Origin of the sequence: Kribbella sp. NPDC058693, from assembly GCF_042715335.1 — a bacterium.
Lineage (GTDB): Bacteria > Actinomycetota > Actinomycetes > Propionibacteriales > Kribbellaceae > Kribbella > Kribbella jiaozuonensis.
In genome coordinates this window covers 50,519-76,367 of the sequence record NZ_JBHXSQ010000006.1, presented here as the reverse complement: position 1 = coordinate 76,367, position 25,849 = coordinate 50,519, and the positions used below count along the sequence as shown (strand labels likewise).

General features: G+C 68.0%; 25 protein-coding genes. 19 read left to right on the top strand and 6 right to left on the bottom strand.

Going from position 1 to position 25,849, the window contains the following annotated elements; translation table 11 throughout:
* Positions 1-49: 49 nt before the first annotated feature.
* From ACFWUU_RS37525 to ACFWUU_RS37515, 3 genes are all read right to left on the bottom strand, one after another.
* A complete protein-coding gene (locus ACFWUU_RS37525) occupies positions 50-892 on the bottom strand; it encodes a hypothetical protein (RefSeq protein WP_380183025.1) in 843 nt (280 codons plus the stop codon).
* Positions 893-1,612: 720 nt separating this feature from the next.
* Complete coding sequence (locus tag ACFWUU_RS37520; protein WP_380183023.1) at positions 1,613-2,506, bottom strand: methyltransferase domain-containing protein; 894 nt, start codon at positions 2,504-2,506, stop codon at positions 1,613-1,615.
* A 196-nt stretch (positions 2,507-2,702) separates the two neighbouring features.
* Complete coding sequence (locus ACFWUU_RS37515; RefSeq protein ID WP_380183021.1) at positions 2,703-3,182, bottom strand: hypothetical protein; 480 nt, start codon at positions 3,180-3,182, stop codon at positions 2,703-2,705.
* Positions 3,183-3,256: 74 nt separating this feature from the next.
* Between ACFWUU_RS37515 and ACFWUU_RS37510 the strand changes: the two genes are divergently transcribed.
* The 11 genes from ACFWUU_RS37510 (at position 3,257) to ACFWUU_RS37460 (ending at position 15,198) form a co-directional block, all read left to right on the top strand.
* The gene (locus ACFWUU_RS37510; protein WP_380183019.1) at positions 3,257-3,778 is read left to right on the top strand and encodes a hotdog fold domain-containing protein; all 522 of its coding nucleotides are present in this window, start codon (positions 3,257-3,259) and stop codon (positions 3,776-3,778) included.
* 173 nt (positions 3,779-3,951) lie between these two features.
* On the top strand, positions 3,952-5,109 hold the full coding sequence (gene eis / locus ACFWUU_RS37505) for an enhanced intracellular survival protein Eis (RefSeq protein ID WP_380183017.1): 1,158 nt from the start codon (positions 3,952-3,954) through the stop codon (positions 5,107-5,109).
* A 72-nt stretch (positions 5,110-5,181) separates the two neighbouring features.
* Positions 5,182-5,778: a crossover junction endodeoxyribonuclease RuvC gene (ruvC, locus tag ACFWUU_RS37500; protein ID WP_380183015.1), complete on the top strand. Its 597-nt coding sequence runs from the start codon at positions 5,182-5,184 to the stop codon at positions 5,776-5,778.
* A gap of 22 nt (positions 5,779-5,800) precedes the next feature.
* Positions 5,801-6,403: a Holliday junction branch migration protein RuvA gene (gene ruvA, locus ACFWUU_RS37495; protein WP_380183013.1), complete on the top strand. Its 603-nt coding sequence runs from the start codon at positions 5,801-5,803 to the stop codon at positions 6,401-6,403.
* Between the two features lie 3 nt (positions 6,404-6,406).
* On the top strand, positions 6,407-7,459 hold the full coding sequence (ruvB, locus tag ACFWUU_RS37490) for a Holliday junction branch migration DNA helicase RuvB (RefSeq protein WP_202877902.1): 1,053 nt from the start codon (positions 6,407-6,409) through the stop codon (positions 7,457-7,459).
* A 234-nt stretch (positions 7,460-7,693) separates the two neighbouring features.
* On the top strand, positions 7,694-8,152 hold the full coding sequence (gene yajC, locus ACFWUU_RS37485) for a preprotein translocase subunit YajC (RefSeq protein ID WP_380183011.1): 459 nt from the start codon (positions 7,694-7,696) through the stop codon (positions 8,150-8,152).
* 84 nt (positions 8,153-8,236) lie between these two features.
* Positions 8,237-9,991: a protein translocase subunit SecD gene (secD, locus tag ACFWUU_RS37480; protein ID WP_380091088.1), complete on the top strand. Its 1,755-nt coding sequence runs from the start codon at positions 8,237-8,239 to the stop codon at positions 9,989-9,991.
* Complete coding sequence (secF, locus tag ACFWUU_RS37475; RefSeq protein ID WP_380183009.1) at positions 9,991-11,181, top strand: protein translocase subunit SecF; 1,191 nt, start codon at positions 9,991-9,993, stop codon at positions 11,179-11,181. The genes secD and secF overlap by 1 nt, the downstream gene beginning before the upstream one ends.
* Positions 11,181-11,720 carry an adenine phosphoribosyltransferase gene (locus tag ACFWUU_RS37470; protein ID WP_137257562.1) on the top strand — a complete coding sequence of 180 codons (540 nt, stop codon included), beginning with the start codon at positions 11,181-11,183 and terminating at the stop codon, positions 11,718-11,720. Before secF ends, ACFWUU_RS37470 begins: the two co-directional genes overlap by 1 nt.
* A 333-nt stretch (positions 11,721-12,053) precedes the next feature.
* Positions 12,054-14,243, top strand: coding sequence for a bifunctional (p)ppGpp synthetase/guanosine-3',5'-bis(diphosphate) 3'-pyrophosphohydrolase (locus tag ACFWUU_RS37465; RefSeq protein ID WP_137257907.1), 2,190 nt, complete (start codon positions 12,054-12,056; stop codon positions 14,241-14,243).
* A gap of 238 nt (positions 14,244-14,481) precedes the next feature.
* Complete coding sequence (locus ACFWUU_RS37460; RefSeq protein WP_380183007.1) at positions 14,482-15,198, top strand: hypothetical protein; 717 nt, start codon at positions 14,482-14,484, stop codon at positions 15,196-15,198.
* Here ACFWUU_RS37460 and ACFWUU_RS37455 read toward each other — a convergent pair.
* The gene (locus tag ACFWUU_RS37455) at positions 15,195-16,100 is read right to left on the bottom strand and encodes a hypothetical protein (RefSeq protein ID WP_380183005.1); all 906 of its coding nucleotides are present in this window, start codon (positions 16,098-16,100) and stop codon (positions 15,195-15,197) included. The two genes, ACFWUU_RS37460 and ACFWUU_RS37455, sit on opposite strands and share 4 nt — an antisense overlap.
* Before the next feature lie 180 nt (positions 16,101-16,280).
* Here ACFWUU_RS37455 and ACFWUU_RS37450 point away from each other — a divergent pair, with 180 nt between their 5' ends.
* Genes ACFWUU_RS37450 through ACFWUU_RS37440 form a run of 3 tightly spaced genes read left to right on the top strand, consistent with a single transcriptional unit; the run spans position 16,281 to position 18,299 of the window.
* Entirely contained in the window at positions 16,281-16,862 is a 582-nt protein-coding gene (locus tag ACFWUU_RS37450; RefSeq protein WP_137257560.1) for a papain-like cysteine protease family protein, read from the top strand.
* 1 nt (position 16,863) lies between these two features.
* Complete coding sequence (locus ACFWUU_RS37445) at positions 16,864-17,607, top strand: hypothetical protein (RefSeq protein WP_380183003.1); 744 nt, start codon at positions 16,864-16,866, stop codon at positions 17,605-17,607.
* 26 nt (positions 17,608-17,633) lie between these two features.
* Positions 17,634-18,299 (top strand): GrpB family protein, encoded by a 666-nt coding sequence (locus tag ACFWUU_RS37440; protein ID WP_380183001.1) that lies wholly within the window; start codon positions 17,634-17,636, stop codon positions 18,297-18,299.
* On the opposite strand, the gene ACFWUU_RS37435 is transcribed toward ACFWUU_RS37440, so the two are convergent.
* Together ACFWUU_RS37435 and ACFWUU_RS37430 are read right to left on the bottom strand one after the other, a co-directional pair.
* The gene (locus ACFWUU_RS37435) at positions 18,196-18,924 is read right to left on the bottom strand and encodes a hypothetical protein (RefSeq protein ID WP_380182999.1); all 729 of its coding nucleotides are present in this window, start codon (positions 18,922-18,924) and stop codon (positions 18,196-18,198) included. The two genes, ACFWUU_RS37440 and ACFWUU_RS37435, sit on opposite strands and share 104 nt — an antisense overlap.
* Positions 18,925-19,560: 636 nt before the next feature.
* Positions 19,561-20,787 (bottom strand): DUF349 domain-containing protein, encoded by a 1,227-nt coding sequence (locus ACFWUU_RS37430; RefSeq protein WP_137257556.1) that lies wholly within the window; start codon positions 20,785-20,787, stop codon positions 19,561-19,563.
* 237 nt (positions 20,788-21,024) lie between these two features.
* Between ACFWUU_RS37430 and ACFWUU_RS37425 the strand changes: the two genes are divergently transcribed.
* The 5 genes from ACFWUU_RS37425 to ACFWUU_RS37405 all read left to right on the top strand — a co-directional run bounded on the left by ACFWUU_RS37425 (position 21,025) and on the right by ACFWUU_RS37405 (position 25,845).
* A complete protein-coding gene (locus ACFWUU_RS37425; RefSeq protein ID WP_137257555.1) occupies positions 21,025-21,714 on the top strand; it encodes an MBL fold metallo-hydrolase in 690 nt (229 codons plus the stop codon).
* The gene (gene hisS / locus ACFWUU_RS37420; RefSeq protein ID WP_137257554.1) at positions 21,711-23,042 is read left to right on the top strand and encodes a histidine--tRNA ligase; all 1,332 of its coding nucleotides are present in this window, start codon (positions 21,711-21,713) and stop codon (positions 23,040-23,042) included. The genes ACFWUU_RS37425 and hisS overlap by 4 nt, the downstream gene beginning before the upstream one ends.
* Entirely contained in the window at positions 23,039-24,808 is a 1,770-nt protein-coding gene (aspS, locus tag ACFWUU_RS37415; protein ID WP_137257553.1) for an aspartate--tRNA ligase, read from the top strand. Before hisS ends, aspS begins: the two co-directional genes overlap by 4 nt.
* Positions 24,809-24,904: 96 nt before the next feature.
* Positions 24,905-25,480: a hypothetical protein gene (locus ACFWUU_RS37410; protein ID WP_380182997.1), complete on the top strand. Its 576-nt coding sequence runs from the start codon at positions 24,905-24,907 to the stop codon at positions 25,478-25,480.
* Complete coding sequence (locus tag ACFWUU_RS37405) at positions 25,450-25,845, top strand: glycoside hydrolase family 19 protein (protein ID WP_380182995.1); 396 nt, start codon at positions 25,450-25,452, stop codon at positions 25,843-25,845. Before ACFWUU_RS37410 ends, ACFWUU_RS37405 begins: the two co-directional genes overlap by 31 nt.
* Positions 25,846-25,849: the final 4 nt, after the last annotated feature.

The window sequence follows — 25,849 nt, the reverse complement described above, 5'->3', positions numbered from 1 at the left end:
CTTCGACGTCTCCGACGAGATCATGGCCGAGGTCGGCTGACCCCGAATGTCACATCCCGAGGGCCTTTCCGTCGATCACCTGACTCGCCGGAGGGGCCTTCGGCGTTGTGACCTGGTTGTACTCGCTGAAGCTGAGCTTGTCGCTGCCCGATTCGAGACTGACCGGGCGCGCGGTGGCGGTGTCGACCCAGAGCGTCCCGTCGCCGTCGCCGAGGCCGATCGCGGGGACGCCGTCGACGGTCTTGGGTGCGGTCTTCTTGACCGCGCCGCTCGGCTCGAACAGCGTGTCGAAGAACTCGGCCTTGCTGGCGAACAGCGCGAAGTTGCCGAGATCCTTGTCGCTCATCGTCGTTTTGATCCAGCGACCGGCGATCAGCCCGACGATGGCGTCCGCCTCGGCCTTGGACTTGGTCTGCGACTGCCAGAACTTGTTACTCATCTTCAGGTACGCCGTCTTGCCGATCACCATCACCGACATCCCACCGTCGCTGGTCGTGATCGACCCCTGGCCACCGTTCTTGGTGACCCGAACGTCGAGCACCATCCGCTCCTTACCGTCGGACACGGCACCCTTCATCCGCACACTGGTTGCGGCCTTCGCGGCAGCCTGAGTCTTGGCAAGGATCACCTTTGCCGACAGGCCTGCGATGCTGCTCGAAGACGGCACCGGGATGGTTGGCTTGTCCAGAACTGCCGACGGCGTCTGTCCTGGCGTGGCGACCGTCGAGGGCCTCAGCGGGGTCGGAGACTGCACCGAGGATTGCGACGGAGACTGCGGCGCCGGTGTCGGCGTACTCCCCAACGCATCATCACCCGCGTCCTTAGGCCCACCACACCCCACAACAAGCGCCATCAACGCGACAGCCCCCACACCCGACCGCTTCCCCACCATCCCGCTCTCCCCCCAAACGAAGACACAACTACCAGAAAGATGCCCCCCACCCCCCAAAAGTTGCCAACCAAAAGCCGGCGTCCCACACCCGCCACCCAGGAAAGGACACCGCTCCGCGGCGGCTGCTTCTGATAGCCGCCTCCGGCGGCGCGGATCCCGCCCACTCGCATGTCCGCCGCGTCCCACGCTCGCCGCCCCGGAAAGGACGCCGCTGCGCGACGGCTGTCTTGATAGCCGCCTTCGGCGGGGCGGATTCGTCTCGCGCGCGTGCCCGGCGGAGTACCACGCCGGCCGCCTGGAAAGGACGCCGCTTCGCGGCGGCTGTCTTGTTGGCCGCCTTCGGCGGGGCGCGGACCGTCGTGTCGCGTGATCGTGTGTGGCGGAGTCATCCGCCTGTCGCCTGGAGCGGTCGCCGCTTCGAGCCGGCTGCTTGTTGGCCGCCTTCGGCGGTGCTGATCCCGCTGGCTCGCGTATCCGCCGCGTCCCACGCCGCCACCGGGAAAGGACGCCGCTTCGCGGCGGCTGCCTTGTTAGCCGCCTCCGGCGGCGCGGAGCCCGCTGGCTCGCGTGTCCGCCGGCGTACCACGCTCGCCGCCTGGAGCGGTCGCCGCTTCGCGGCGGCTGTCTGTTGGCCGCCTTCGGCGGGTAGATCCGTCTCGCGCGCGTGTCCGCCGGATTCCAACGCCGCGACCCCGGAACGGACAACGCCTGCATCTGTATCTAGCCCCGTGTGGGCGGCTGCTCCTCCGGGCGGCGGCCCCAGGCGGAGATCAGCGGGGCGAGGGTTAGGTCGAGTTTGCCGGCGTCGATGGCGGCCAGGTGGGCGTCGAGTTCGGTGGCGTCGGTCAGGCCGGCCTCGAGTAGTTCGCGGCGTACGTGCCGGATTGTGGAAGCCTCCAGCCGGTTGCAGGCCGGGCCGCCGACCGGGAACGAGCCCGACGCGGCGACATCCACCAAGCCGGTCTCGCGCAGCGCCCGTGGCAGCGTCCGGCCGTAGCGCAGGTCTGCGCCTCGGCGCGTCAGCAGTTCTCGGATCGCGTCGCGCAGCCGGTTGGCGCGCTGTTGCTCGGGGCCGCTGTCGTCCACGCACGCGAGTGGCTGCAGAGCAGTATCGGCATCCTCGATCAGCAGCCAACCGCCGGGCTTCAGCGCCGCCATCGTCGCCAATGCCCGAGCCCGGTCAGGCAGATGGACCAGCACGAGCCGCGCGTGTACCAGATCGAACGTCCCCGGCTCCGGCGCCGGATCAGCGGCGACGTCATGCCGGCGTACGTCGTACCCGTCATCCGCGTTCAGCCACGACGGGTCGATGTCCGTGGCCAGCACGTACCCGGTCGGCCCCACCGCCTCCGCGAGCGTCGCCGGAATACTGGTGCCCCCGGCCCCCACTTCCCAGCACCGCGACCCGGCCCCGACCCCCAGCCGCTCGAAGTGCCCCCGCGTCACGCCGTCGAACAACTCAGCCAACCAAACGAACCGCTCACCCGCCTCGACCCGCGCGTTGTCCAGCAGATACCCACTAGCGGGAGCGGACTCGCCACCAACCGCGGCAGTCTGATCATTCCGATCCGGTCGCCCATCGACATGCGGGCGTGGCGAGGAGGTCACCCTCACATCGTCAACCTCCTCACCCCACCAACGCCACGACCACAGCAGAGGCACATCTCACACAGCCAGCGGACACCCTGCTGGCCTGCGGGACCCGGCGCCCGCGGTCGCGGATGCATCCTGAGGCAACGAGGGCGCGACCTACTACGCCACGTCCGAGACTGCTGCACAGTGCGCGTCGGTCGGGGAGCTGGCGTCGGAATCACTCGAGCGCGCCGCGCACGGTTGCGCGTATCCGTTCGACGACTGCCGCTTTCCCCGCCGGTGTGGTCTCGCGGTCGAGTTCGTCCAGGAGACGAGTGATCGAGCGCTCCATCGCGCTCTGCTTGTCCCAGGCCGGCAGCTGGTGCAGGAATGGCCCGTAGAAGTCAGCTACCGGCAAGTCCCAGAAGCCAAAGGCTCGTAGCAGCAACTCCCATTCGGCTGCGTTGTCAGTCGGGTCTGGGACGTGGATCCCGAGAGTTTCGATCATCGTCAAGACGATCGGCCCCGCTTCTCGCCACGTCTCGTTCGGGCTGAGAGCCGCCACGTCGACGACCGTCTGTGGTGCCAGCCCGTACGAGATGAGGTCGCAAGCCAGCTCGATCGCTTGCTCGATTGCAGTAGCCCGACGACCAACGACGACTGCGGCAGCGAGGCGACCCAGCCGCCCTTGGAACGGCTCAGGCAGTCGCTCGATCACCTGCGGAGACTACGCCTGCGAAACGTCAGCTCGGTCTCTTCACGTCCGATGTGACTCGTGGGTAACATGTGGGGATGGCGAGTCAGGTGTTGGGGTTGTGGGAGCGGTTGCGTGGGGTGCCGGGTGGGGAGTTGGTGTTTTCTTGGGGGTTTGCGTGGAAGGCGCCGTACTTTCGGTCGGTGCGGCCTCGGTTTGTGCAGGTCAGTCCTAACTTTGCGGCGTTGCGGTTGCCTAAGCGGCGGGCGGTGTTGAACCACATCGGGACCGTGCATGCGATTGCTGTGTGCAACGGGTTGGAGGCGGCGATGGGGGCGTTGGCGGAGGCGACGGTGCCGGCTGGGAAGCGGTGGTTGCCGAAGGGGATGGAGGTTTCGTACCTCGCCAAGTCGACAACCGATCTGACCTGCTCGGCCGAGACCGATCCGGATACCTGGACCGCCGGGCCTGACGTGCCGGTGCGGGTGAAGGCGACCCGGGACGACGGCACGGTGGTCGTCGAAGGAGTCATCCATCTCTGGGTCACCGACAAGAAGCCGTCCGCCGACGGGCTCGGGAGCGAGAACATGTCCGAGGACGAGTCGGCGAGCAAGAGGTAGGTCTACCGACCAGGCGGAGCGCAAGAGGTAGGTCTACCGACCAGGCGGAGCGCAAGAGGTAGGTCTACCGACCAGGCGGAGCGCAGCAGTAAGTAGGTCTGGTCGGCTAACACGGTGGCAACAGGCGGGAAATGGGTCCGCATGAGTGGTGTGCCTCGACGTAGGGTCGGCGGGTGACTGAACTCCGGGTGGTGGATGTTGTCGAGGAGCAGTTGGATGCCGTGTGGGAGGTGCGGATTCGGTCGTTCGGGCCTGGTGGGGACCGGGACGAGTGGAAGAAGAATGCGCTGACCTTCATGGACGGGCGGTTCCTCGGTGTGGTCGACGGGGACACGCTCGTTGCGGCGGCGCGGATCTGGCCGTTTGAGCAGTGGTGGGGTGGGCGGCGGGTTCCGATGGGAGGTGTGGCCGGCGTCGTCGTTGCACCGGAGTACCGCGGTCGTGGTGTCGGCAGCCTGATGATGCGTGCGGTGCTGCAGCGCTGCGTCGACAAGGGGTATCCGCTGACGGCTCTCTATCCCGCAACGACTGTGCTCTACCGGCACCTGGGCTACGAGTTCGCGGGTAATAGGTACAAGTTCTCCTTCGAGGCCGCGGACCTGCGCACGTTGGGCGGCAAAGGTACGGCGGTGCGGAAGGCGGGCCGTGCTGATGCGGGCCTGTTCCTGGAGCTCGCCGGGAAGAACCATGAGGCAAGGCGTTCGAGCGGTCCGCTGATCTGGCCGCGTACCGAGGTCGAGTCCTGGCTGGAGGACGAAGACAACTTCGCGTACGTCGCCGACGACGGCTTCGTCGTCTACAACTGGTCCGAAGGCGCTCTAGCCGTGGACGAACTCATCGCCGGCTCGGAGGAGACCGCACGCGCCCTGTGGGCGACCGTCGGCTCGGGCTCATCGATCGCGAAGTCGGTCCAGGCGTACTGCCCGCCGTTCGACCCGATCCATCTTCTTGCCGAGCACGAGGCGGACGGCGACACCCGGATCAACCGCTGGATGCTGCGTCTGACGGACGCTCCCGCCGCGATCGCGACGCGAGGCTTCCCGGACGGCGTCGTACTCGAGACCGACCTGCGGATCGACGACCCCGACCTGACCGCGAACACCGGCGACTGGCATCTCTCGGTCGCCAACGGATCCGGCAGCCTCACGCCCACCGACAACCCGGCCGAGGCCCTGCGCCTCGGCCCTCGTGGACTGGCCGCGCTGTACGCCGGTACGCCGGTTGCCGCGCTCCGCGGAGCCGGGCTGATCAGCGGGGGAGCGCCCGCCACGGACTCCGCACTCGACGCGGTCTTCGCCGGACCGACGCCGTACATGCTCGACTACTTCTGAGTTCGGCGCGTCGATTTCGTCAGTCGCGAGACCGCCGTCTAGGGTTATCGAACAAACGTTCGGAGGTGGTCCATGCGGGTGCTCGGCGTCGACCCGGGTCTGACCCGGTGCGGCCTCGGCGTCGTCGAGGGTACGCCGGGGAAGCCCCCTGCGCTGGTCGCCGTCGGAGTGATCCGGACGCCGGCCGACCTGGACGTCTCCAAGCGACTCGTCCAGATCGAGACGGAGCTGGAGGAGTGGATCGCCAAGTACCAGCCGGACGCGGTCGCGGTTGAGCGAGTGTTCGCGCAGCACAACGTCCGGACGGTGATGGGGACGGCGCAGGCCTCCGGAGTGGCGATGGTTGTCGCGGCTCGTCGCGGGCTGCCGGTCGCGTTGCACACACCGAGCGAGGTGAAGGCCGCGGTCACCGGATCGGGTCGCGCGGACAAGGAGCAGGTGACCACGATGGTCACCCGGATCCTCAAGCTGAGCGAGCGTCCGACGCCCGCCGACGCCGCCGACGCGCTGGCGTTGGCGATCTGTCAGGTGTGGCGCGGCGGTGTGGCCAGCAAGTTGCAGGAGGCCGCCTCCAGCCGGTCGAATCTGGAGGCTCTGGCGCAGGCGCAGTCCCGTCTGCAGGTGGCAAGATTGCGGGCCGCGGTGGCGGCCCAGCAGGGCAAGCGGTGAGCACGGAAACGGGAGGTTGGCGATGATCGCCTTTGTACGTGGACCGGTGGCGGCCATCGGAGTGGACTGCGCCGTCGTCGAGGTCGGGGGAGTGGGCCTGCAGGTGTACTGCGACCCGGGCACGCTGGCCGGTCTGAGGCCGGGGCAGGAAGCCCGGATCTCCACGTCCATGGTGGTTCGCGAGGACTCGCTGACGTTGTACGGGTTCGCCGACGACGACGCGAAGAACCTGTTCGAGCTGCTCCAGACCGCATCCGGCGTCGGCCCGAGGCTGGCCCAGGCCGCGCTCGCGGTGCTCAGCCCCGACCAGTTGCGCCAGGCGGTCGCGACCGAGGATCTCGTCGTACTCGTGAAGGTGCCGGGTATCGGGAAGAAGGGCGCCCAGCGGATCGTGCTGGAGCTGAAGGACAAGATCGGTGCGCCATCGAAGACGGTGACCGGCCGGCCCCTCCAGACGCAGGAGGCGTGGCGGGAGCAGGTGGCCGCCGGTCTGGTCGGTCTGGGCTACTCGGCCCGCGACGCCGAGGATGCGGTCACCGCAGTGTCACCACTCGCTGCCGACAGCCCCAACCCGGCCGTCCCCGACCTGCTGCGCGCGGCCCTGCGCGTGCTCTCGAAGGCGTAAGAGATGGAAGACAACGTCCGGCCGCTGGTGTCCGCCGATGCGGTGGATCTCGAGGAACGCAAGATCGAGTCCGCGCTCCGGCCGCGCACGCTGGCCGAGTTCGGCGGTCAGCGCCGGGTCAGCGAGCAGCTCGAGCTGGTGCTGCACGCCGCCCGCGGGCGCAACCGGGCGCCTGACCACGTGCTGCTGTCCGGCCCTCCCGGTCTGGGCAAGACGACGCTCGCGATGATCATCGCCAGCGAGCTGTCCGCGCCGCTGCGCGTGACGAGCGGCCCGGCGATCCAGCATGCCGGCGACCTGGCCGCGATCCTGTCCGGGTTGAGCGAGGGCGAAGTACTGTTCCTCGACGAGATCCACCGGATGTCGCGGCCGGCCGAAGAGCTGCTGTACATGGCGATGGAGGACTTCCGCGTCGACGTGATCGTCGGCAAGGGCCCGGGCGCGACGGCGATCCCGCTCGAGATCCCGCCGTTCACGCTCGTCGGGGCGACGACCCGCGCCGGTCTCCTACCGGGGCCACTGCGCGACCGGTTCGGGTTCACCGGACACCTGGAGTTCTACGAGTCCGACGAGCTGGAGAAGATCGTCAACCGCTCTGCCGCGCTGCTCGAGGTCGACATCACCCCGGAGGGCGCGGCCGAGATCGCGTCGCGCTCCCGCGGTACGCCGCGAATCGCGAACCGGCTGCTCCGCCGTGTCCGCGACTACGCAGAGGTACGGGCGGACGGCATCATCACCCTCGCGCTGGCGAAATCGGCCCTCGAGCTGTACGAAGTGGACAAAATGGGCCTCGACCGGCTCGACAGGTCCGTTCTCGACGCTTTGTGCCGTCGTTTCGGGGGTGGACCGGTCGGTCTTTCCACGCTCGCGGTTGCGGTAGGCGAAGAACGTGAGACCGTGGAGGAAGTGGCCGAACCATTCCTGGTCCGGTCGGGCTATCTGGCCCGTACGCCGCGCGGTCGCGTCGCCACGCCCGCGGCCTGGCGGCATATCGGGCTGAAGGTCCCGAAGGGCGCGACGTTCGCCGACACGCTCTTCGACACCGATGAGGACTAAGGAGTTCGACCCAACTGAACAGCGGACGTTCGGGGAACGTCCGCGGACGCCGGAGCGTAGTTACTTCTGTACTGAGTAATTCAAACGTGACCCGGTGTCATGAGGTACTTGTTGCCGCTCAGGGTTAGACTCCCCGGTGGCCTGACCTCCAGGTCATTCCGCTGCGACCTGCACGCTTCGAGCAGAGCGTGCCGGACGCCCGTATTGCCGATCGACAAAGGATTCTGAGACCCGATGCAACTCCTCGCCGTACCGATGGCCTCCTCCGGGGGCGGCGGCATCACGCTGCTGCTACCGCTGATCCTGATCGTCGGAATGATCTGGTTCATGAGCCGCACGCAGAAGAAGCAGCGCCAGCGTCAGGCTGACACCGTCGCCGCGCTCGCCCCGGGCAGCAAGGTGATCACCACCAGCGGCCTGGTCGGCATCGTCGAGGAGACCGACGACGAGTACGTGACGCTCGAGATCTCCGAGGGCGTGCTGGTTCAGGTCGTCAAGGCCGCGATCGGCCGGGTGGTCCCGGAAGAGGACACCGCCGACGACGCCGACACCGTCGATGAGGCAGCCGCCGACTCCGCGGACGAGACCTCGGCCGACGCCGCCCGCGTCGACGTACCGGACACGGGTCGCGACAAGGCCGACGGCAAGGTGCAGGACACGCCGAAGCTGCCGCCGACGCACACCGAGAACTGAATTCCGTCCCACCAGCCTGCGGCGCGGCGTTCGGCGTCCACCTGACGGTGCGGCGCGCCCAGAAGTACGAAGGTTGAATCTGACGTGGCAACGAGTTCGTCGACATCCCGCCCCGGGCGGAGCCTGATCGCCTTGGCGGTGGTCGTGGTCCTGCTGTTCGGCATCATGGCGCTGACCAAGACCTGGAAGCCCAAGCTCGGACTGGACCTGCGCGGTGGTACCACCATCACGCTGACCGCCAGCACGTTCGACGGCAAGGGCAAGGTCACTGCCGACCAGTTGAACGAGGCGAAGAACATCATCGGCCAGCGCGTCAACGGCGCCGGTGTGGCCGAGGCCGACATCACCACCTCCGGGACGAACCACATCAACGTGGCCGTACCGGGCGCCACGAAGGAATCCCTGGTGTCGCAGGTCGGCCAGACCGCCCTGCTGTACTTCCGGATCGTGCTCGGCGCGCAGGCGACCGCTCCGGCGCCCACTCCGTCGCCGACCCCGACTCCGGGCACCACGCCGAAGCCGACGACGACGCCGAAGGCAAGCACCACGCCCAAGGCGAGCACCACGATCAAGCCGACCACGAGCAGTACGCCGAAGGGCCGGGCCTGGACCAGCGCGCTCGCCGACGCGACGCCAACGCCGACCCCCAAGGCGAGTACGACGCCGAAGCCGAGCACCCCGGCCGCGACGCCGTCGACGCCGGCCACCGCCTCCGGTGACCCGCTGAACTACACGCCGGACGCGGCCACCCAGGCGGCGTTCGCGACGTTCAAGTGCGGCGACAAGCAGGTCGACAACCCGAAGACGGCGATCTTCTCCTGCGACCAGAACGGGCAGTACAAGTACCTGCTCGGCCCGGCGATCCTCGCGGGTACCGACCTCTCGGACGCCAGCGCCGGCATCCCGCAGAACGGTCTGCAGTGGCAGGTCAACCTGAAGTTCACCAGTGAGGGCGGCAGCAAGTTCCTCAAGGCCACGCAGAACATCTCCCAGCGCGGCCAGGGCCAGAACCTGTTCGCGATCGTGCTGGACGGCAAGACCATTTCGACCCCGAGCGTGGACAACCCGATCCCGGGCGGCCAGGCGCAGATCACCGGTACCTTCACCGAGGCCGAGGCGCGCGACCTGGCCAACGTGCTGAAGTACGGCTCGCTGCCGGTCAAGTTCGACATCTCCTCGGTCGAGACCGTGTCGCCGCAGCTCGGTGGCGACCAGCTCTCCGCGGGTATCTGGGCCGGTCTGATCGGCCTCGCCCTGGTCGTGCTCTTCTGCTTCCTGTACTACCGCGGTCTGGGCATCGTCGTGGTGTTCTCACTCGTCGTCGCCGGCATCCTCACCGGGTCACTGGTGATCCTGCTCGGCAAGGCGATCGGCTTCACGCTGACGCTGGCCGGTATTGCCGGTCTGATCGTGGCCGTCGGTATCACCGCGGACTCGTTCATCATCTACTTCGAACGACTCCGGGACGAAGTACGTGAAGGCCGCAGTCTGCGCTCCTCGGTGGAGACCGGCTGGGCCCGCGCCAAGCACACGATCATCGCGGCCGACTCGATCTCGCTGCTCGCCGCGATCGTGCTGTACGTGCTGGCGATCGGCAGCGTCCGCGGGTTCGCGTTCACACTCGGCCTGACCACCCTGATCGACCTGGTCGTGGTGTTCCTGTTCACCAAGCCGATGGTCACGCTGCTGGCCCGGACCGACTTCTTCGGCCACGGGCACAAGCTGTCCGGCCTGGATCCGGAGCATCTCGGCGTCGAACGACTACCAGGACAGACGAAACCGTCGGCCCGGCCGCGGAAGACGCCGTCGACGCGCAAGCCGCTCGGAGGGGAGGTCTGATGTCGAAGCTCGGACAGATCGGTGCCAAGCTGCACCGCGGTGAGGTCTCCTACGACTTCATCGGCCATCGTAAGTTCTGGTTCAGCCTCTCGATCGCCCTGGTGGTCATCTCGCTGGGCGGCCTGTTCGCCCGCGGTCTGGCGCTCGGTATCGAGTTCCGGGGCGGCGTCGAGTACGACGCGGCCGTGAAGGTCACCGACAGCACCGTGGACGACTTCACCGCCGCGGTGAAGGCGACCAACGCCAAGGGCCTCGGCGACCCTGTCGTCACCACGATCAACAACAACAAGGTCCGGGTCCAGACCAAGCCCCTCCAGCAGGCCGACGTCGGCAACGTGCGGGCGGCGATCGCCAAGGAAGCCGGCATCCCCGCCGAGCAGGTGACGTCGCAGCAGATCGGCGCGTCCTGGGGTCAGCAGATCGCCAACAAGGCGATTCTCGCGCTGATCGTGTTCCTGGTCCTCGTCTTCGCGGTGATCTGGCTGTACTTCCGAGAAGCCAAGGCCTCCATGGCCGCAATCATCGCCCTGATCCACGACGTCACGATCACCGTCGGTGTGTACGCACTGGTCGGCTTCGACGTGACACCGGCGACCGTGATCGGCGTACTGACGATCCTCGGATACTCGCTGTACGACACCGTCGTGGTGTTCGACAAGGTCCGCGAGAACACCCGCGGCATCACCGGGTCGAACCGGTTCACGTACTCCGACGCGACGAACCTCGCGGTCAACCAGACCGTCGTCCGGTCGATCAACACGACGGTCACCGCACTGCTCCCGGTCGGCGCGATCCTCGTCGTCGGTACGGTCGTGCTCGGCACCGGCCCGTTGAAGGACCTGTCGCTGGCGCTGTTCGTCGGTATCGCCGTCGGTGCGTACTCGTCGATCTTCATCGCGCCGTCGCTGCTCGCGGTCTTCAAGGAGCGCGAGCCGGGCATGAAGGCGCTGAACAAGCGCGTGTCGGCGAAGAAGGCCCAGACGGCCGCCGCAGCCACGGCGGCCCCGGTCGCGGTGGCCACGGCGGGAGCTGCGCCGCGTACCGCCGTACAGGACACGCCGACGTCTACACCGCGGAAGGCGGATCGGGCCACCGGTACGGCGCCGACCCCGTCGACGCGACCGATGAAGGCGACGGCGGCCGGGCGTCCGCAGCCGACGCGCAAGCCGCGGTCGAAGCGCGGTAAGTGATGCGGTCGCTCGAGCAGGTTCTTGCCGACGGCATTCGCGATATCCAGGACTACCCGCAGCCGGGGGTGGTGTTCAAGGACATCACCCCGCTGCTGGCCGACCACACCGGCTTCGCGCAGGTGGTGCAGGCACTGGCGGCGGCGGGGACGGACGACGACGGCAACCCGGTGGTCGACAAGGTGGTCGGGATCGAGGCGCGCGGGTTCATCCTGGCCGCCCCGGTCGCGCTCGCCCTCGGCGCCGGGTTCGTGCCGGTGCGCAAGAAGGGCAAGCTGCCGGGAGCGACGTACGAGGAGTCGTACGCGCTGGAGTACGGCGAGGCGACCATCGAGGTGCACCAAGACGCGTTCACGCCCGGTGACCGGGTCCTGGTTATCGATGACGTGCTCGCTACCGGCGGCACGGTCGAGGCCTGCCTCCGGCTGATCCGCCGCTGCGGCGCCGAGGTCGCGGGTACGGCGGTTCTGCTCGAGCTCTCGTTCCTCCCGGGCCGGAAGCGGCTCGAGGGCGAGCAGGTCAGCTCTCTGTTGACGGTCTGAAATCGGGCAAACTCTCCGCAGTCGGGAGCTGACCCGGCGTGTTGTCCACAGGCGGGTCTGCCTGGTTGGGCAACGACCTCTAGACTGGTGGTCTGTCGGCGGAGGGACACAAACGTGGGCGAAGACCCGGCGATGACATCTGCGGTGCCGAACGCCGTACCGCAGGAGCCCCCGCGCGCGCCGTCACCGGTGCGCCCGGTCTCGCCGACGCCTGCGTCCCAACCGCCTGCCCAGGCGGCGACCCCGCCGGTCCAGCCGCCGCGGATCGCGCCGGCCCGGGTCCGTGCCCGGCTCGCCCGCCTCGGCGGCACCCGGCATCCGAACCGCGCGCCGATGCTCGAGCCGCTGTTCCGGGTCGTCCGCGCCACCCACCCCAAGGCTGACCTCGGGCTGATCGAGCGCGCCTACCGGACCGCGGAGAAGTACCACACCGGCCAGCTGCGCAAGAGCGGCGACGCGTACATCACGCATCCGCTCGCCGTCGCCACGATCCTCGCCGAGCTCGGTATGACCGCGCCGACGCTGTGCGCCGCCGTACTGCACGACACGGTCGAGGACACGCCGTACACGGTCGAGGAGCTGACCCGCGACTTCGGCGAAGAGATCGCGATGCTCGTCGACGGCGTGACCAAGCTGGACAAGGTCAAGTACGGCGAGTCCGCGCAGGCCGAGACGATCCGCAAGATGGTCGTCGCGATGTCGAAGGACATCCGGGTCCTGGTGATCAAGCTCGCCGACCGGCTGCACAACATGCGCACGCTCGGGTTCCTGCGGCAGGAGAAGCAGGAGCGGATCGCCCGCGAGACGCTGGAGATCTACGCCCCGCTGGCCCACCGGCTGGGTATGAACACGATCAAGTGGGAGCTCGAGGACCTCGCGTTCTCGACTCTGCACCCGAAGGTGTACGACGAGATCGTCCGGCTGGTCGCCGAGCGCGCGCCGTCCCGCGACGAGTATCTGGCCTCCGTCATCGACCAGGTCCACGAGGACCTGCGCGCTGCGAAGGTGAAGGCGACCGTCACCGGCCGGCCGAAGCACTACTACTCGATCTACCAGAAGATGATCGTCCGCGGCCGCGAGTTCGGGGACATCTACGACCTGGTCGGCATCCGTGTCCTGGTCGAGTCGGTCCGCGACTGTTACGCGGCCCTCGGCATACTGCACGCGCGATGGAACCCGGTCCCAGGCCGGTTCAAGGACTACATCGCGATGCCGAAGTTCAACATGTACCAGTCGCTGCACACCACGGTGATCGGCCCGCAGGGCAAGCCGGTGGAGCTGCAGATCCGGTCGTTCGCGATGCACCGCCGCGCGGAGTACGGCATCGCCGCGCACTGGAAGTACAAGGAAGACCCGAGCTCCGTCGCGCCGGCCACGCCCACCACCGACGTCGGCGGTCCGAACGACATGCCCTGGGTCCGGCAGCTCGTCGACTGGCAGCGGGAGACCTCCGACCCGTCGGAGTTCCTCGACTCGCTGCGGTTCGAGATCAACAACTCCGAGGTCTACGTCTTCACCCCGCGCGGCGACGTGATGTCGCTGCCGACCGGTTCGTCGCCGGTCGACTTCGCGTACGCGATCCACACCGAGGTCGGGCACCGCTGTATCGGCGCCCGCGTCAACGGCCGCCTGGTCCCGCTGGAGAGCACCCTCGAGAACGGTGACGTCGTCGAGGTCTTCACGTCGAAGGCGCAGGGCGCAGGTCCGTCGCGTGACTGGCTGACGTTCGTCAAGAGCCCCCGCGCGCGGAACAAGATCAAGCACTGGTTCTCCAAGGAGCGCCGCGACGAGGCGATCGAGCACGGCAAGGACGCGATCGCGAAGCAGCTCCGCAAGGAGGGCCTGCCGCTGCAGCGCTTGCTGTCGCACGAGACCCTGACCGCGGTCGCCAACTCCCTGCGGTATCCGGACGTCACCGGTCTGTACGCCGCGGTCGGCGAGCAGCACGTCAGCGCACAAGCCGTCGTACGGCGTCTGATCGAGACGTACGGCGGTGAAGAGGGCGCGGCCGAGGACCTGTCCGAGGGCGTTCGTCTGCCCGCGAGTCGTGAACGCCGCAAGCGCACGGCCCGGGGCGACGCCGGCGTCATCGTCAAGGGTGCGACGGACGTCCTGTCGAAGCTGGCACGCTGCTGTACGCCGGTTCCGGGCGACGAGATCATCGGCTGGATCACGCGTGGAGCGGGCGTCTCGGTGCACCGGGCCGACTGCGCCAACGTGGAGAACCTGAAGACCCAGCCCGAGCGGATCGTCGAGGTCGAGTGGGCGCCGACCGCTCAGTCGGTGTTCCTGGTCGCGATTCAGGTCGAGGCGCTGGACCGGGCGCGGTTGCTGTCGGACATCACGCGTGTGCTGTCGGACTACCACGTGAACATCCTGTCGGCGGCGCTGACCACGACCCGCGACCGGATCGCGAAGTCCCGTTTCACCTTTGAAATGGGCGATCCGACGCACCTGGGTCACGTGCTGAAGGCTGTGCGGTCGGTCGAGGGTGTCTTCGACGTGTATCGGGTGACGCAGTAGATCGGTTTGATGGGCCGGGGACACTGCGTCTATGAGTGGTCTCGGGCGACGGGCGTTCCTGGTTGCGGGCGTTGGGTTGGTGGCTGGGTGCAGTGATTCGTCTGCACAGAACCAGCCATCGCCGACGTCCAGCGCTGCACCTTCGCCGAGCCTGAGCCCGACGCCCTCGGCGCCGACTGCCACGCCTAGTGCGCCGTCGTCGACCCCGGCTCCTACTCCGACGGTCACGCTTCCCGCGGTGAAGGCTTGGGTGCCCGGGCCGGGGGAGATCCAGCCTCAGGTGAAGCGGCTCGCCGTGGCGGCGGTGATGAAGCTGTTGCAGCCCACCGATACGCCGGCGGCGATCGACGTGATCGACGCGCAGTACGGCGGGATCCTCAGCTCGTCAGCCAGCGTGCTCGTGCCGTGCAAGGTGTACTCGATCCGGGAGAACCGGGTGATCAGCGGCGGTACGACGGTCGACGTACGGCTGAGCAAATCGTCGCAGGGCACCTGGCGCGTGACGGCGACCCATCCGGCCCAGCCCGGTGCACCGGCGGCCAACCTGTCCGCTGCGGCGCGGAAGGTGCTGGCGAACGGGCAGATCTCGTTGCCGCCGGCGTCCGCCGCGGACATCAGGTCGGGGCAGGTCCATGACAGCGTTCTCAACACGATGCTCCAGCTCGCAAAGACCTACCGGATCGGCGTCAGCGTCATCCGCTCCGGCCACCCGTTGGATGTCTTCGGCACCAATCGGCCGAGCGATCACCCCCGCGGGCGTGCGTTCGACACCTGGCAGATCGACGGGCACGCGGTGGTGTCGCCGGCCACCTCACGGTCGCTGATCACGTCGTACATGCGGGCGGCCGAATCGCTCGGGTCGTACAACGTCGGCGGACCGTATCAGCTGTCCGGAGCGGCGTTCTTCTCCGACCAGACGCACCACGACCACGTGCACGCGGGCTTCCGGAGCTAGTCCCACTCCCAGGCGATGCCGACCGTCCCGGGATCGGCGGACGGCTCGATCACGTGCACCCGGCCGTCGGGCGTGAGCATCAGCTCGCGCTGTACCAGGTTCGGACCGGACGTATGCCGGCGGCGCACCTCGTGTACGCGGACCGGCAGCGCAGCGCGGTCGAACTGGACCTCCAGCACGAAGTGCATCCCGCCCCACTCGGTGAAGCGTTGATAGTCAGTCGTCGGCAAGCCACTCGGGTCATCGATCTCGTAGTGGACGACAGCGGTCTCCCCGACGGCGAGCACCCGGTCGAGCAGCAACTCGCCGAGCAGCGCGCCGGCCTCGGGGGAGCGGGCGATCCGACCGGTCCGGCAGCCGCTCAGTGCTCGTAGTGTGACCTGCTCCGCGTCGCAGCCCGTTTCGCCCTGATGCGCGATGATCAACCGATCCACCGGCTGTACGGCGACGACGCTCTGGATCACGCTCCGGCGCTGAGCGCTCCGATCGGCCCCGATCCGGACCTCCTCGAGAACGGTCACGTTGCGCAGCCGGCCGTGGGCGTCGCGGCGGAGGCGGTCGAGCAGCCGGGTGAGCGCCTCGGCGTAGTCGACAACGGCGTACGGCTGGGGCGACGTGCCCGGCTCACGGGCCGGCGGGATCCGGACGGTCAACCACCCGGCCGGGACCTCCAGAAGCTCCTCCAAGGCGGTGATGACGGCTCGTGAGTCCTCACGCGGGATCCGGCGACCGCTCTGCCAGGTGCTGAGTGTCGCGACGCCAACGTGCAGCCCGCGGTCGGCGAGGTGGGTCCTGATCCGGTTAAGGGCGAGCCCACGGCGCGAGATCGCCTGCCGCAACGCGTCCGCGAACGACGCCTCCGGACTCACTACCGGGACAGACGCTTCGACCGGTTTGACCATGGGCCCACGCTCCTTTCGGGCAGTGTAAACATTCACAGCACGGTCCGACAGCGGCTCGTCACCCGCTGTTCACGGCGCAGCGGCGTTCACAACCCGTCGTACGGCGGGATCCGAGAACTTGTCGCGGCGTACGACGGTCCCGACGATGGTCTCCGCCCCAGTCCGTTCGAAGGAGGACCCATGCGCAGGCTCCGCCCCAGCCGCTCCTGGTCGTTGCTCTTGGCCACGATCCTCGGGCTCGCGACACTGGCCCCGCTCGCACCGCCCGCCTCGGCCGCGCCCAGCAGTTACTACCTGAACGTCTCCGGCCAGGCCCAGCAGAAGTCGAACTGGTGCTGGGCCGCGACCGGCAACAGCATCGCCGCGTTCTACGGCCGCTCGTACTCACAGAACCAGTTCTGCAACCTGGCCTTCGGCAACAACGCCAACGCGACCTGCCCGAACAACCAGGCGACGCTGGCCAACGACCAGCAGGCGTTCCGGTCGATCGGGATCAGCGCCGGCAGCTACATCTCCGGCACGCTCAGCTTCAACTCGCTCGTCACCGAGATCGCCGCCGGCCGCCCGGTGATGACGCGGATCGGCTGGACCTCGGGCGGCGGCCACATGATGGACATCATCGGGTACGACGCCTCCGACTCGACGCTCGAGTACTACAACCCGTGGCCGGACGACCCGCGCTACAACTACTCGACCTACAACTGGTACCGGTCCAACTCGCAGTTCACCTGGACCCACTCCCTGTACCGGATCGGAGCCTGACATGCGCCGCCTGCTTCGCTGTGCCGCCGTACTCGCTGCCGGTCTTGGTTTCGCGTTGGCCTTCGCCGCCCCGGCCGGTGCCGCCGTACCTCAGCCGGTCGCGCCAAGTGAGTTGTCCAAGGCAACCAATGCCGCCCACTCGTCCGACGCCGCCCGCTTGCTCGCGAAGGTCCCCGGTACGGCGAAAGCCGCGGCCAGCGTCGGGTCGGACAGCCACGCGATCTACGCGCTCAACCCGGCCTTCGTCCGCGACGCGTCGGCACCCGTCGCCACCTTCTGGTACGCCGCAACCGCTGCCAGCAAAGGCGGTCAGGCGTTGACCGTCTTCACCGAGCCCGACTCGAGCGGTGTCTGGCAGCCGGTGAATGTGGCCTCCGGCAACACCGAGTCCCGGATGGCTGCTGCGGCTGACGGCGCGCTGCTGTTCACGGAACCGCAGGTCGGTGCCTGGTACGCGCTGGCGTCCGGCCAGATCCGTCCGCTGAACCCTTCCGCCGTGAAGTCGATCGGCGCCAAGCCGATCACGGTCGCGGCGTACCAAGAGCTCGTCTCCCACCGGTACGCCGACAAGCTCCCCGGCAGCGCGTACAACGAGTCCGGCATGGCCGGCGGGTATGACACAGCCGCCGTGGTCAAGGCGCCGACCTCGCACTCCACCTACCTCCTCCCGATCGCCGCGGCGTCCGGTGTACTCGCCCTCGCCTTCCTGCTAGTAGTAAGGCGCAAAATGACCTACAACGACTGACCCCCGGCGCTTGCGATCATGGACCAATGCCGTTTCCCGATGAGCTTGGTCCCGCCATCAACGTCGCCGACTACAACCCCGACTGGCCCGCGGAATTCGCCCACCTCGCAGCACGATTGCAGGCAGCGTTGGGAGATCGAGCCGTAGCCATCGATCACGTCGGCTCCACCTCGGTCCCCGGCCTGGCCGCGAAGAACTGCATCGACGCCCAGGTCCGGGTGACCGCACTCTCGCCCGACCTGGTCGACCTGCTCGAGAGCGCCGGCTTCCGCTGCCGCCCGGAGCCGTGGAACCGCGTCGAGATCTCGAGCGGCCAACGCTGCGACAAACTCGTCTTCGCCCCACCCGTCGGCGAACGCGCCACGAACGTACACATCCGCCTCGCCAACGGCCCCAACGCCCGCTACGCCCTACTCTTCCGCGACTACCTACGCGCCGACGACACCGCCCGCCAGGCGTGGGGCGCCTTCAAGCAACGCCTGGCCCAAACCGTCACCGACTTCTACGACTACGGCCAGATCAAAGCCCCCGCCACCGACATCCTCATAGCCGCCGCCGAACGCTGGGCCGAACAAACCGGCTGGACAGTCACCAACGACGCGGCAACCGCGGCTCCTGACACAAGAACGACCCAACCGCCAACTCCAACGCCGGATAAGACCCCCACAAATCAGTCCGCCGCACCGAAATAATGTGCCACCCCAACCCATCCAGCTCCGCACGCCGAGTCTCGTCCCTCAACTGCTGCTTAGCAGACGAATGCCAAGCATCACTGTCGTACTCCAACCCCAACCGCCGCCCATCCACCGGCCGATCCGGATACCCAACATCCAACCGATAGCTACGACGGCTGCCGGACACGGGGATCTGCAACTTCGGCCCGCCGAAGCCGGCATCGATCAGCCGAAGCCGCAACCACGACTCACCCGGCGAGGCCGCCCGCCGATCAGCCCATCGCAGGACCTCTTGTGCCTGCTTGTATCCCCGCCGACCTTCGTACGCCGCCGACGCCGAGCGGAGCGCCCAACGATCCGCCTTGCCCGCCCGAAGGAACGCATCAACCGCAGACAACGCGAACGGTCTCGGCAACCGCATCGCCAGCTCCACAGCCGTGGCGATCGGACTGGCGACACGCACACCGAGCACATCGACCTCGTCTAGCGGTTGCCGCGTCCAGTGCGCCTCGACCAACTCCGCCGGCCCCAGCGCCGTCGTGTCGAGCCCGTGCAACCAAGCCGCGGTCGGCCCACATGCGACCGCATCCTCCGGGATCAACAGCCGCGCAGCATCCGCCCGCAACTCAAGCGAGTCACGCACCCGCACGTCAACGTAAACCCCCTTCATAACAGGCTTGATGTCACCGTTAGCCAGCAGCCAATTCAGCTTCCGCCCCACCTGATAAGGCCGAAACGGAATACCGCAGAAGTAATACGGGAAGTCAGCAGGAAGCATCCAGACAGCATCGCCGAAGACCCGCAAACCTGCAGAAAGTTGTCCACAGGCCCGGCGCGGCTGCGCTGACAGGATGGGTGGATCGCCAGCTTCGGCCGACGCCGGACGCGGTCACGTTGCGCCGGGGTCCCCAGGCCGCGAGGTCTTCCGCTGTCCCGCACCATCAACAACGCGATCTCGCGGGGCAACACGGCAGCAGTTGCGTCGTTCTGGAGGGTCGCCTCGCGGATGCACTTGGGACGGGCGGGGATCCCAGTCTGGGGACGAACGAACGAGCGTGCGGCCGACAGTGCAGCTGGTGGGCCGAGGCAGCGGCTAACAGGACGGCGTCACGGTCCGTTCACTGACCGCAGGTGGCCATGATCACGGGGCGGTCGCATGGGTGGATGGAAGCGGCGCGTAGCCCGGCGACGAAGGAGCCGCGCGTAGCACCGCGTGGGGCCGGTAGTACGTGTCTCTCCACTCACCACGGGTGGGCGCGACCGCGTGGGGCGATTGCCGTCAGCTGAAGTCGGTGAGGGCGTTTTGAGCCTGGGTTAGCCATTCGCGGCGGGCGGCGATGGCTTCTCGGGCCTCGGTGGCCTTGCGTGTGTTGCCCTGGGACTCGAACTTGGCGGCTTGTTTCTCCAGGTCGGCGATGAGGGATTGGAGCTGCTTGACGGTGGCTTCGGCGCGGGCGCGGGCCTCGGGGTTGGAGCGGTTCCAGACCTCGTCCTCGGCGGCCTTGACGGCTTGCTCGACGGCGCGGAGGCGGCCGTCGATGGCGCGCATGGAGTCGCGGGGGACCTTGCCGATCTGGTCCCAGTGGTCCAGGTACTCGCGGAGCTGCTCCCGCGCCGTACGGGCGTCCTCGACCGGCAGGATCGTCTCGATCTCGACGAGCAGCGCTTCCTTCGCCTGCAGGTTCTCGACCTGCTCGGCGTTCTCCTCGGCCTGTACGGCGTCCCGCGCGCCGAAGAACAGGTCCTGCGCGGCCCGGAAACGGGCCCACAGCTTGTCGTCGACCTCGCGCGGCGCAGGGCCGGCGGCCTTCCACTGCCGCATCAGGTCGCGGAACCGGCCCGAGGTGGGTCCCCAGTCGGTGGAGCCGGACAGCGTCTCCGCCTCGGCCGCCAGCCGCTCCTTCACGACCGCGGCCTCCTCACGCTTGGAGGACAGCTCGGCGAAGTGCTGCTTGCGGTGGCGCGTGTACGTCGTACGCGCGGAAGAGAACCGGTGCCACAGCTCGTCGTCCGAAGACTTGTCGAGCCGGGGGAGTGCCTTCCACTCGTCCAGCAGCTCGCGCAGGCGGGTGACGCCGTGGCGCCAGTCGGTGCCGGCGGCGATGGTCTCGGCCTCGGTGGCGATCTTGGTCTTGGCGGACCGCGCCTCCTCGACCTTCGCGGCGCGTTCGGCCTTGCGGCGTTCACGCTGCTGTGCGACGAGCGGGGTGAGCGCATCGAGCCGGGCGCGCAGGCCGTCGAGGTCGCCGACCGCCTGGGCCTCCTCGATCGAGCCGGTGACCTTCTTCACCGCGGCCCGGGCGTCGTCCGGTGACACTGTGCCCGCCTGGACCCGCTGCTCCAGCAGTTCGACCTCGAACGCGAGCGCGTCGTACCGGCGGGTGTAGAAAGCGAGCGCTTCCTCAGGGTTGGCGTCCGGCCACTGGCCGACTGCCCGTTCACCGTCCTTCGTCCGTACGAAGACCGTTCCGTCCTCGGCTACCCGGCCCCAGTTCTCTCCGGCCACAACTCGCCCCTTCCGGCGGTATGCACTGCGCTCGTGCCCATTCTGGTCGGCGCCTGGTCCAACCGCGCGAACAGGGCCCCGCCTGGGCGCGTCGAGCTGCCTTCTCGACGCTTATCCCTGAACAATCACAAACTCCCAGCTCAGGCGCAACGGTGTTGCGTCACAATCCGGTTCGTTCTCACCCGATCCGCACCGGTAGCCTTAGGTGTTCCCGAATCCGTTCCAGGAAGGTTTGTCGTGCTCATCGCCGGGTTCCCCGCGGGTGCGTGGGGTACGAACTGCTACGTCGTCGCCACCGGCCAGGGCGCGGAATGCATCGTTGTCGACCCGGGGATGGACGCGACCGAGGGCGTCGAGCAGGTCGTCAAAGAGAACGGCCTCAAACCTGTCGCGGTCCTGCTCACACACGGTCACATCGACCACATGTTCTCCGTACTCCCGGTCTGCGGGACGTACGACGCGACCGCCTGGATCCACCCGGACGACCGGCACCTGCTCGCCGACCCGATGGCCGGGATCAGCCCGGAGTCGGCCCGGATGCTGCTCGGCGGGAACCACGAGTTCGCCGAGCCGGACGACGTCGCCGAGCTCAAGGACGGTCTGAGCCTGGAGCTGGCCGGCCTCACCTTCACCGTCGACCACACCCCGGGCCACACCCGCGGGTCGGTCACGTTCACCACGCCGTACGACGGGCCGGAAGAGGTGCCCGCGGTGCTGTTCTCCGGTGACGTGTTGTTCGCCGGGTCGATCGGCCGGACGGATCTGCCTGGCGGCGACCATCCGACCATGCTGCATACGTTGGCCACCAAGATCCTGCCGATGCGCGACGAGATCGTCGTCCTGCCGGGTCATGGTGGCCAGACCACGATCGGCCGGGAGAAGGCGACCAACCCCTACTTGCAGGACCTGGAGATGCCGAAATCATGAGCAAGGTGACCCCACTCAGCGGGTTCCCCGAATTCCTACCGTCAGACCGAATTGTCGAGCTGCAGTTCCTCGACACCATCCGGGAGACGTTCGAGCTGCACGGTTTCGCGTCGATCGAGACCCGTGCGGTCGAGCCGGTCGAGCGCCTGTCCAACCAGGGCGAGGACGCCGACAAGGAGATCTACGGCGTACGACGGCTTGCCGCCGGCGCCGACGAGGACGCGGCCCTCGGGCTGCACTTCGACCTGACCGTCCCGTTCGCCCGGTACGTGCTGGAGAACAGCGGCAAGCTGACCTTCCCGTTCAGGCGCTACCAGATCCAGAAGGTGTGGCGCGGTGAACGTCCGCAGGAGGGCCGGTACCGCGAGTTCACCCAGGCGGACATCGACATCATCGACAGCGGAGAGCTGCCGTTCCACTACGAGGTCGAGCTGCCGCTGGTGATCGCGGACGCGTTCCGCAAGCTGCCGATCCCGGCGTTCCGGATCCAGGTGAACACCCGCCAGATCCCCGAGGGTTTCTACCGCGGGCTGGGCATCGAGGACATCACCGGCGCGCTGCGCATCGTCGACAAGCTGGACAAGATCGGCCCGGACAAGGTGACCGACCTGCTGACAACCGCGGGCCTGTCCGCGGAGACCGCCAAGCAGGTGTTGCGGCTGGCGGAGATCTCGAGCACGGATGCGTCATTCGCGGATCAGGTGCGCGCGCTCGGCGTACAGCACGAGATCCTCGACGAAGGGCTCGAGCGGCTGTCGCAGATCATGACGGCGGCCAACGAGCACGCGCCCGGTCTGCTGGTCGCCGACCTGAAGATCGCCCGCGGGCTGGACTACTACACCGGCACGGTCTACGAGACGCAGTTGATCGGCGACGAGGGATACGGATCGATCTGCTCCGGCGGGCGGTACGACTCGCTCGCCTCGGACGGCAAGACGACGTACCCGGGCGTGGGGATCTCGATCGGGGTGTCGCGGTTGGTGCACCGGCTGATCAGCAAGGGTTTGCTGAAGGCGAGCCGGAGTACGCCGACGGCCGTGCTGATCGCGCTGAACTCCGAAGAGGACCGGGCCGAGGCGATGCGTACGGCGATCCAGCTGCGCGGGCGCGGGATCCCGGTTGAAGTTGCGCCTGCCGCGGCGAAGTTCGGGAAGCAGATCCGGTTCGCGGACCGGCGGGGGATCCCGTTCGTGCTGTTCAGCACCGAGAACGGCCCAGAGATGAAGGACATCCGAAGTGGTGAGCAGGTGCCGGTCGACCCGGCGACGTGGGCGCCGCCGGCGGCCGACCTGAAACCTCAGATCGAAGAGCAAGAGGAGAACTCGTGATCCGTAACCGTTCCGCAGGTTCGCTGCGCGCATCCGACGCCGGCGAGACCGTGATCCTGGCGGGCTGGGTGGCGCGGCGGCGCGATCACGGCGGCGTGGCGTTCATCGACCTGCGCGACTCGTCCGGCACCGTCCAGGTCGTCATCCGGGACGAGGACGCCGCGCACGGCCTGCGTTCGGAGTACTGCCTGAAGATCGTCGGCGAGGTCTCGCCGCGCCCCGAGGGCAACACGAACCCGAACCTCCCGACCGGCGAGATCGAGATCATCGCCACCGAGGTCGAGGTGCTCAACGAGGCCGCTCCGCTGCCGTTCCCGGTCGAGGAGCACCACGCGACCCCGGTGAACGAGGAGATCCGCCTGAAGTACCGCTACCTCGACCTGCGCCGCCAGGGTCCCGGTGCGGCGATCCGCCTGCGTAGCAAGGTGAACCAGGCTGCCCGTGCGGTGCTGGCCGATCATGACTTCGTCGAGATCGAGACGCCGACGCTGACGAAGTCGACGCCGGAAGGCGCCCGCGACTTCCTGGTGCCGGCCCGCCTGCAGCCGGGCAGCTGGTACGCGCTGCCGCAGTCGCCGCAGCTGTTCAAGCAGCTGCTGATGGTGGCCGGTATGGAGCGGTACTTCCAGATCGCCCGCTGCTACCGCGACGAGGACTTCCGCGCCGACCGGCAGCCGGAGTTCACCCAGCTGGACATCGAGATGAGCTTCGTCGACCAGGACGACATCATCGCGCTGTCCGAGGAGATCCTGACCGCGCTCTGGAAGCTCGTCGGGTACGACGTGCAGACGCCGATCCCGCGGATGACGTACGGCGAGGCGATGGCCCGCTTCGGCTCCGACAAGCCGGATCTGCGGATGGGTCTCGAGCTCGTCGAGTGCACGGAGTACTTCAAGAACACGCCGTTCCGGGTCTTCCAGGCGCCGTACGTCGGTGCCGTCGTGATGCCCGGTGGCGCCGACCAGCCGCGGAAGCAGCTGGACGCGTGGCAGGAATGGGCGAAGCAGCGTGGCGCCCGCGGTCTGGCCTATGTACTCGTCGGCCAGGACGGTGAGCTCGGCGGACCGGTCGCGAAGAACCTGTCCGAGGAGGAGCGCGCGGGTATCGCCGATCACGTCGGCGCGAAGCCGGGCGACTGCATCTTCTTCGCTGCGGGTCCGATCAAGTCGTCCCGGGCGCTGCTCGGTGCGGCCCGGCTGGAGATCGGCCGTCGTGGCGGGCTGATCGACGAGTCCGCGTGGTCGTTCGTGTGGGTCGTCGACGCGCCGCTGTTCGAGCCGGCCGACGACGCGACGGCCGCTGGTGATGTCGCGGTCGGGTCGGGCGCGTGGACCGCCGTACACCACGCCTTCACGTCGCCGAAGCCGGACTCGATGGAGACGTTCGACACCGATCCGGGGTCGGCGCTGGCGTACGCGTACGACATCGTCTGCAACGGCAACGAGATCGGTGGTGGCTCGATCCGTATCCACCGCGAGGACGTGCAGAAACGCGTGTTCAAGGTGATGGGGCTGAGCGACGAGGAGGCGTCGGAGAAGTTCGGCTTCCTCCTGGATGCGTTCAAGTTCGGCGCGCCGCCGCACGGCGGGATCGCGTTCGGCTGGGACCGGATCACCGCGCTGCTGGCCGGTACGGAATCGATCCGCGACGTGATCGCGTTCCCGAAGTCCGGCGGCGGATTCGACCCGCTGACCGCCGCGCCGGCGCCGATCACTCCGGAGCAGCGCAAGGAAGCCGGCGTCGACGCCAAACCTGAGAAGGGTTGAGCTCGACCGGGTTTGGGAGGAAACTGGCGGTGCCGTGAAGATGCATAGTTAGGTTTTCACGGCATCCGCCCCCTCCTACCGCCCCGGGAGTTGCTCATGCGTCGTCTCCTCATTGCCCTTGTCGCCGGCTTGGGCCTCGCGTTCGCCGCGGTGGTCCCGGCGTACGCGACCGTCTTCCAGACCTACGGCAGCGGCGTGAACGTCCGCGCCGACGCCTATCTCTCGTCCGCTGTCGTCGGCACCCTGAGCGGACCGACGTCGATCGACGTCGACTGCCAGAAGCAGGGCGACCTGGTCAGCAACTCCGACGGGACCAGTTCGTGGTGGGCTCATGTGCCCGCGCTCGGCGGTTATGTGACCGTCGTGTACGTCGCGATCCCGCAGGACCAGTTGCCCGGCGTACCGATCTGCGGTGACGGTCCGCCGCCTGAGACCGGTGACATCACGCTGGCCGACGTACAGGCGATGTTCGGCAGCCGGATCGTGAACCCGTCGATCGTGCAGACCGGTCTCCCGTCGCTCAACCAGGCGATGCGGGACGCGAACATCAACACCCCGTACCGCAAGGCCGCCTTCCTCGCGACGCTGGTGCACGAGTCGCGGCTGGAGTACAACATCCGCGAGAGATCGGCGACACCAGGTTGTACGGCGGCCGCGGGTACATCCAGCTGACCGGCGACTTCAACTACGGCCCGGCCGGTCAGTACCTGGGCATCGATCTGCTCGGCAACCCGGATCTCGCGCTGTCGCTGCAGTGGAGCGCACCGATCGCCCGCTGGTACTGGACCGTTGCCCGTAACATCAATCCGTACGCCGACAACCTCGACATGGGCCGCGTCAACGCCGCCATCGGCTACCCGGCCGGCGCCGAGGACCAGCGCCGCTGCGACTCCTTCAAGAGCGCCCTGCAGTACCTGACCGGCTCGATCCCGGCCGGCGTCATCTGCACCCGCCCGGCGAAGCTCAAGGGTGACACCAGTCAGCTGACCCGCCCCCAGTTCGACGCCTTGGCGAAGAACGGAGGCGGCCTGGGCTGACGGC

Coding starts and splice junctions, on each gene's coding strand:
- ACFWUU_RS37410 (WP_380182997.1), top strand. CDS start 24,905: ATGCGTCGTCTCCTCATTGCCCTTGTCGCCGGCTTGGGCCTCGCGTTC.
- ruvA (WP_380183013.1), top strand. CDS start 5,801: ATGATCGCCTTTGTACGTGGACCGGTGGCGGCCATCGGAGTGGACTGC.
- ACFWUU_RS37450 (WP_137257560.1), top strand. CDS start 16,281: ATGCGCAGGCTCCGCCCCAGCCGCTCCTGGTCGTTGCTCTTGGCCACG.
- ACFWUU_RS37465 (WP_137257907.1), top strand. CDS start 12,054: ATGCTCGAGCCGCTGTTCCGGGTCGTCCGCGCCACCCACCCCAAGGCT.
- ACFWUU_RS37440 (WP_380183001.1), top strand. CDS start 17,634: ATGCCGTTTCCCGATGAGCTTGGTCCCGCCATCAACGTCGCCGACTAC.
- ACFWUU_RS37470 (WP_137257562.1), top strand. CDS start 11,181: ATGCGGTCGCTCGAGCAGGTTCTTGCCGACGGCATTCGCGATATCCAG.
- ACFWUU_RS37455 (WP_380183005.1), bottom strand. CDS start 16,100: ATGGTCAAACCGGTCGAAGCGTCTGTCCCGGTAGTGAGTCCGGAGGCG.
- ruvB (WP_202877902.1), top strand. CDS start 6,407: ATGGAAGACAACGTCCGGCCGCTGGTGTCCGCCGATGCGGTGGATCTC.
- ACFWUU_RS37525 (WP_380183025.1), bottom strand. CDS start 892: ATGGTGGGGAAGCGGTCGGGTGTGGGGGCTGTCGCGTTGATGGCGCTT.
- secF (WP_380183009.1), top strand. CDS start 9,991: ATGTCGAAGCTCGGACAGATCGGTGCCAAGCTGCACCGCGGTGAGGTC.
- ACFWUU_RS37445 (WP_380183003.1), top strand. CDS start 16,864: ATGCGCCGCCTGCTTCGCTGTGCCGCCGTACTCGCTGCCGGTCTTGGT.
- ACFWUU_RS37510 (WP_380183019.1), top strand. CDS start 3,257: ATGGCGAGTCAGGTGTTGGGGTTGTGGGAGCGGTTGCGTGGGGTGCCG.
- yajC (WP_380183011.1), top strand. CDS start 7,694: ATGCAACTCCTCGCCGTACCGATGGCCTCCTCCGGGGGCGGCGGCATC.
- ruvC (WP_380183015.1), top strand. CDS start 5,182: ATGCGGGTGCTCGGCGTCGACCCGGGTCTGACCCGGTGCGGCCTCGGC.
- hisS (WP_137257554.1), top strand. CDS start 21,711: ATGAGCAAGGTGACCCCACTCAGCGGGTTCCCCGAATTCCTACCGTCA.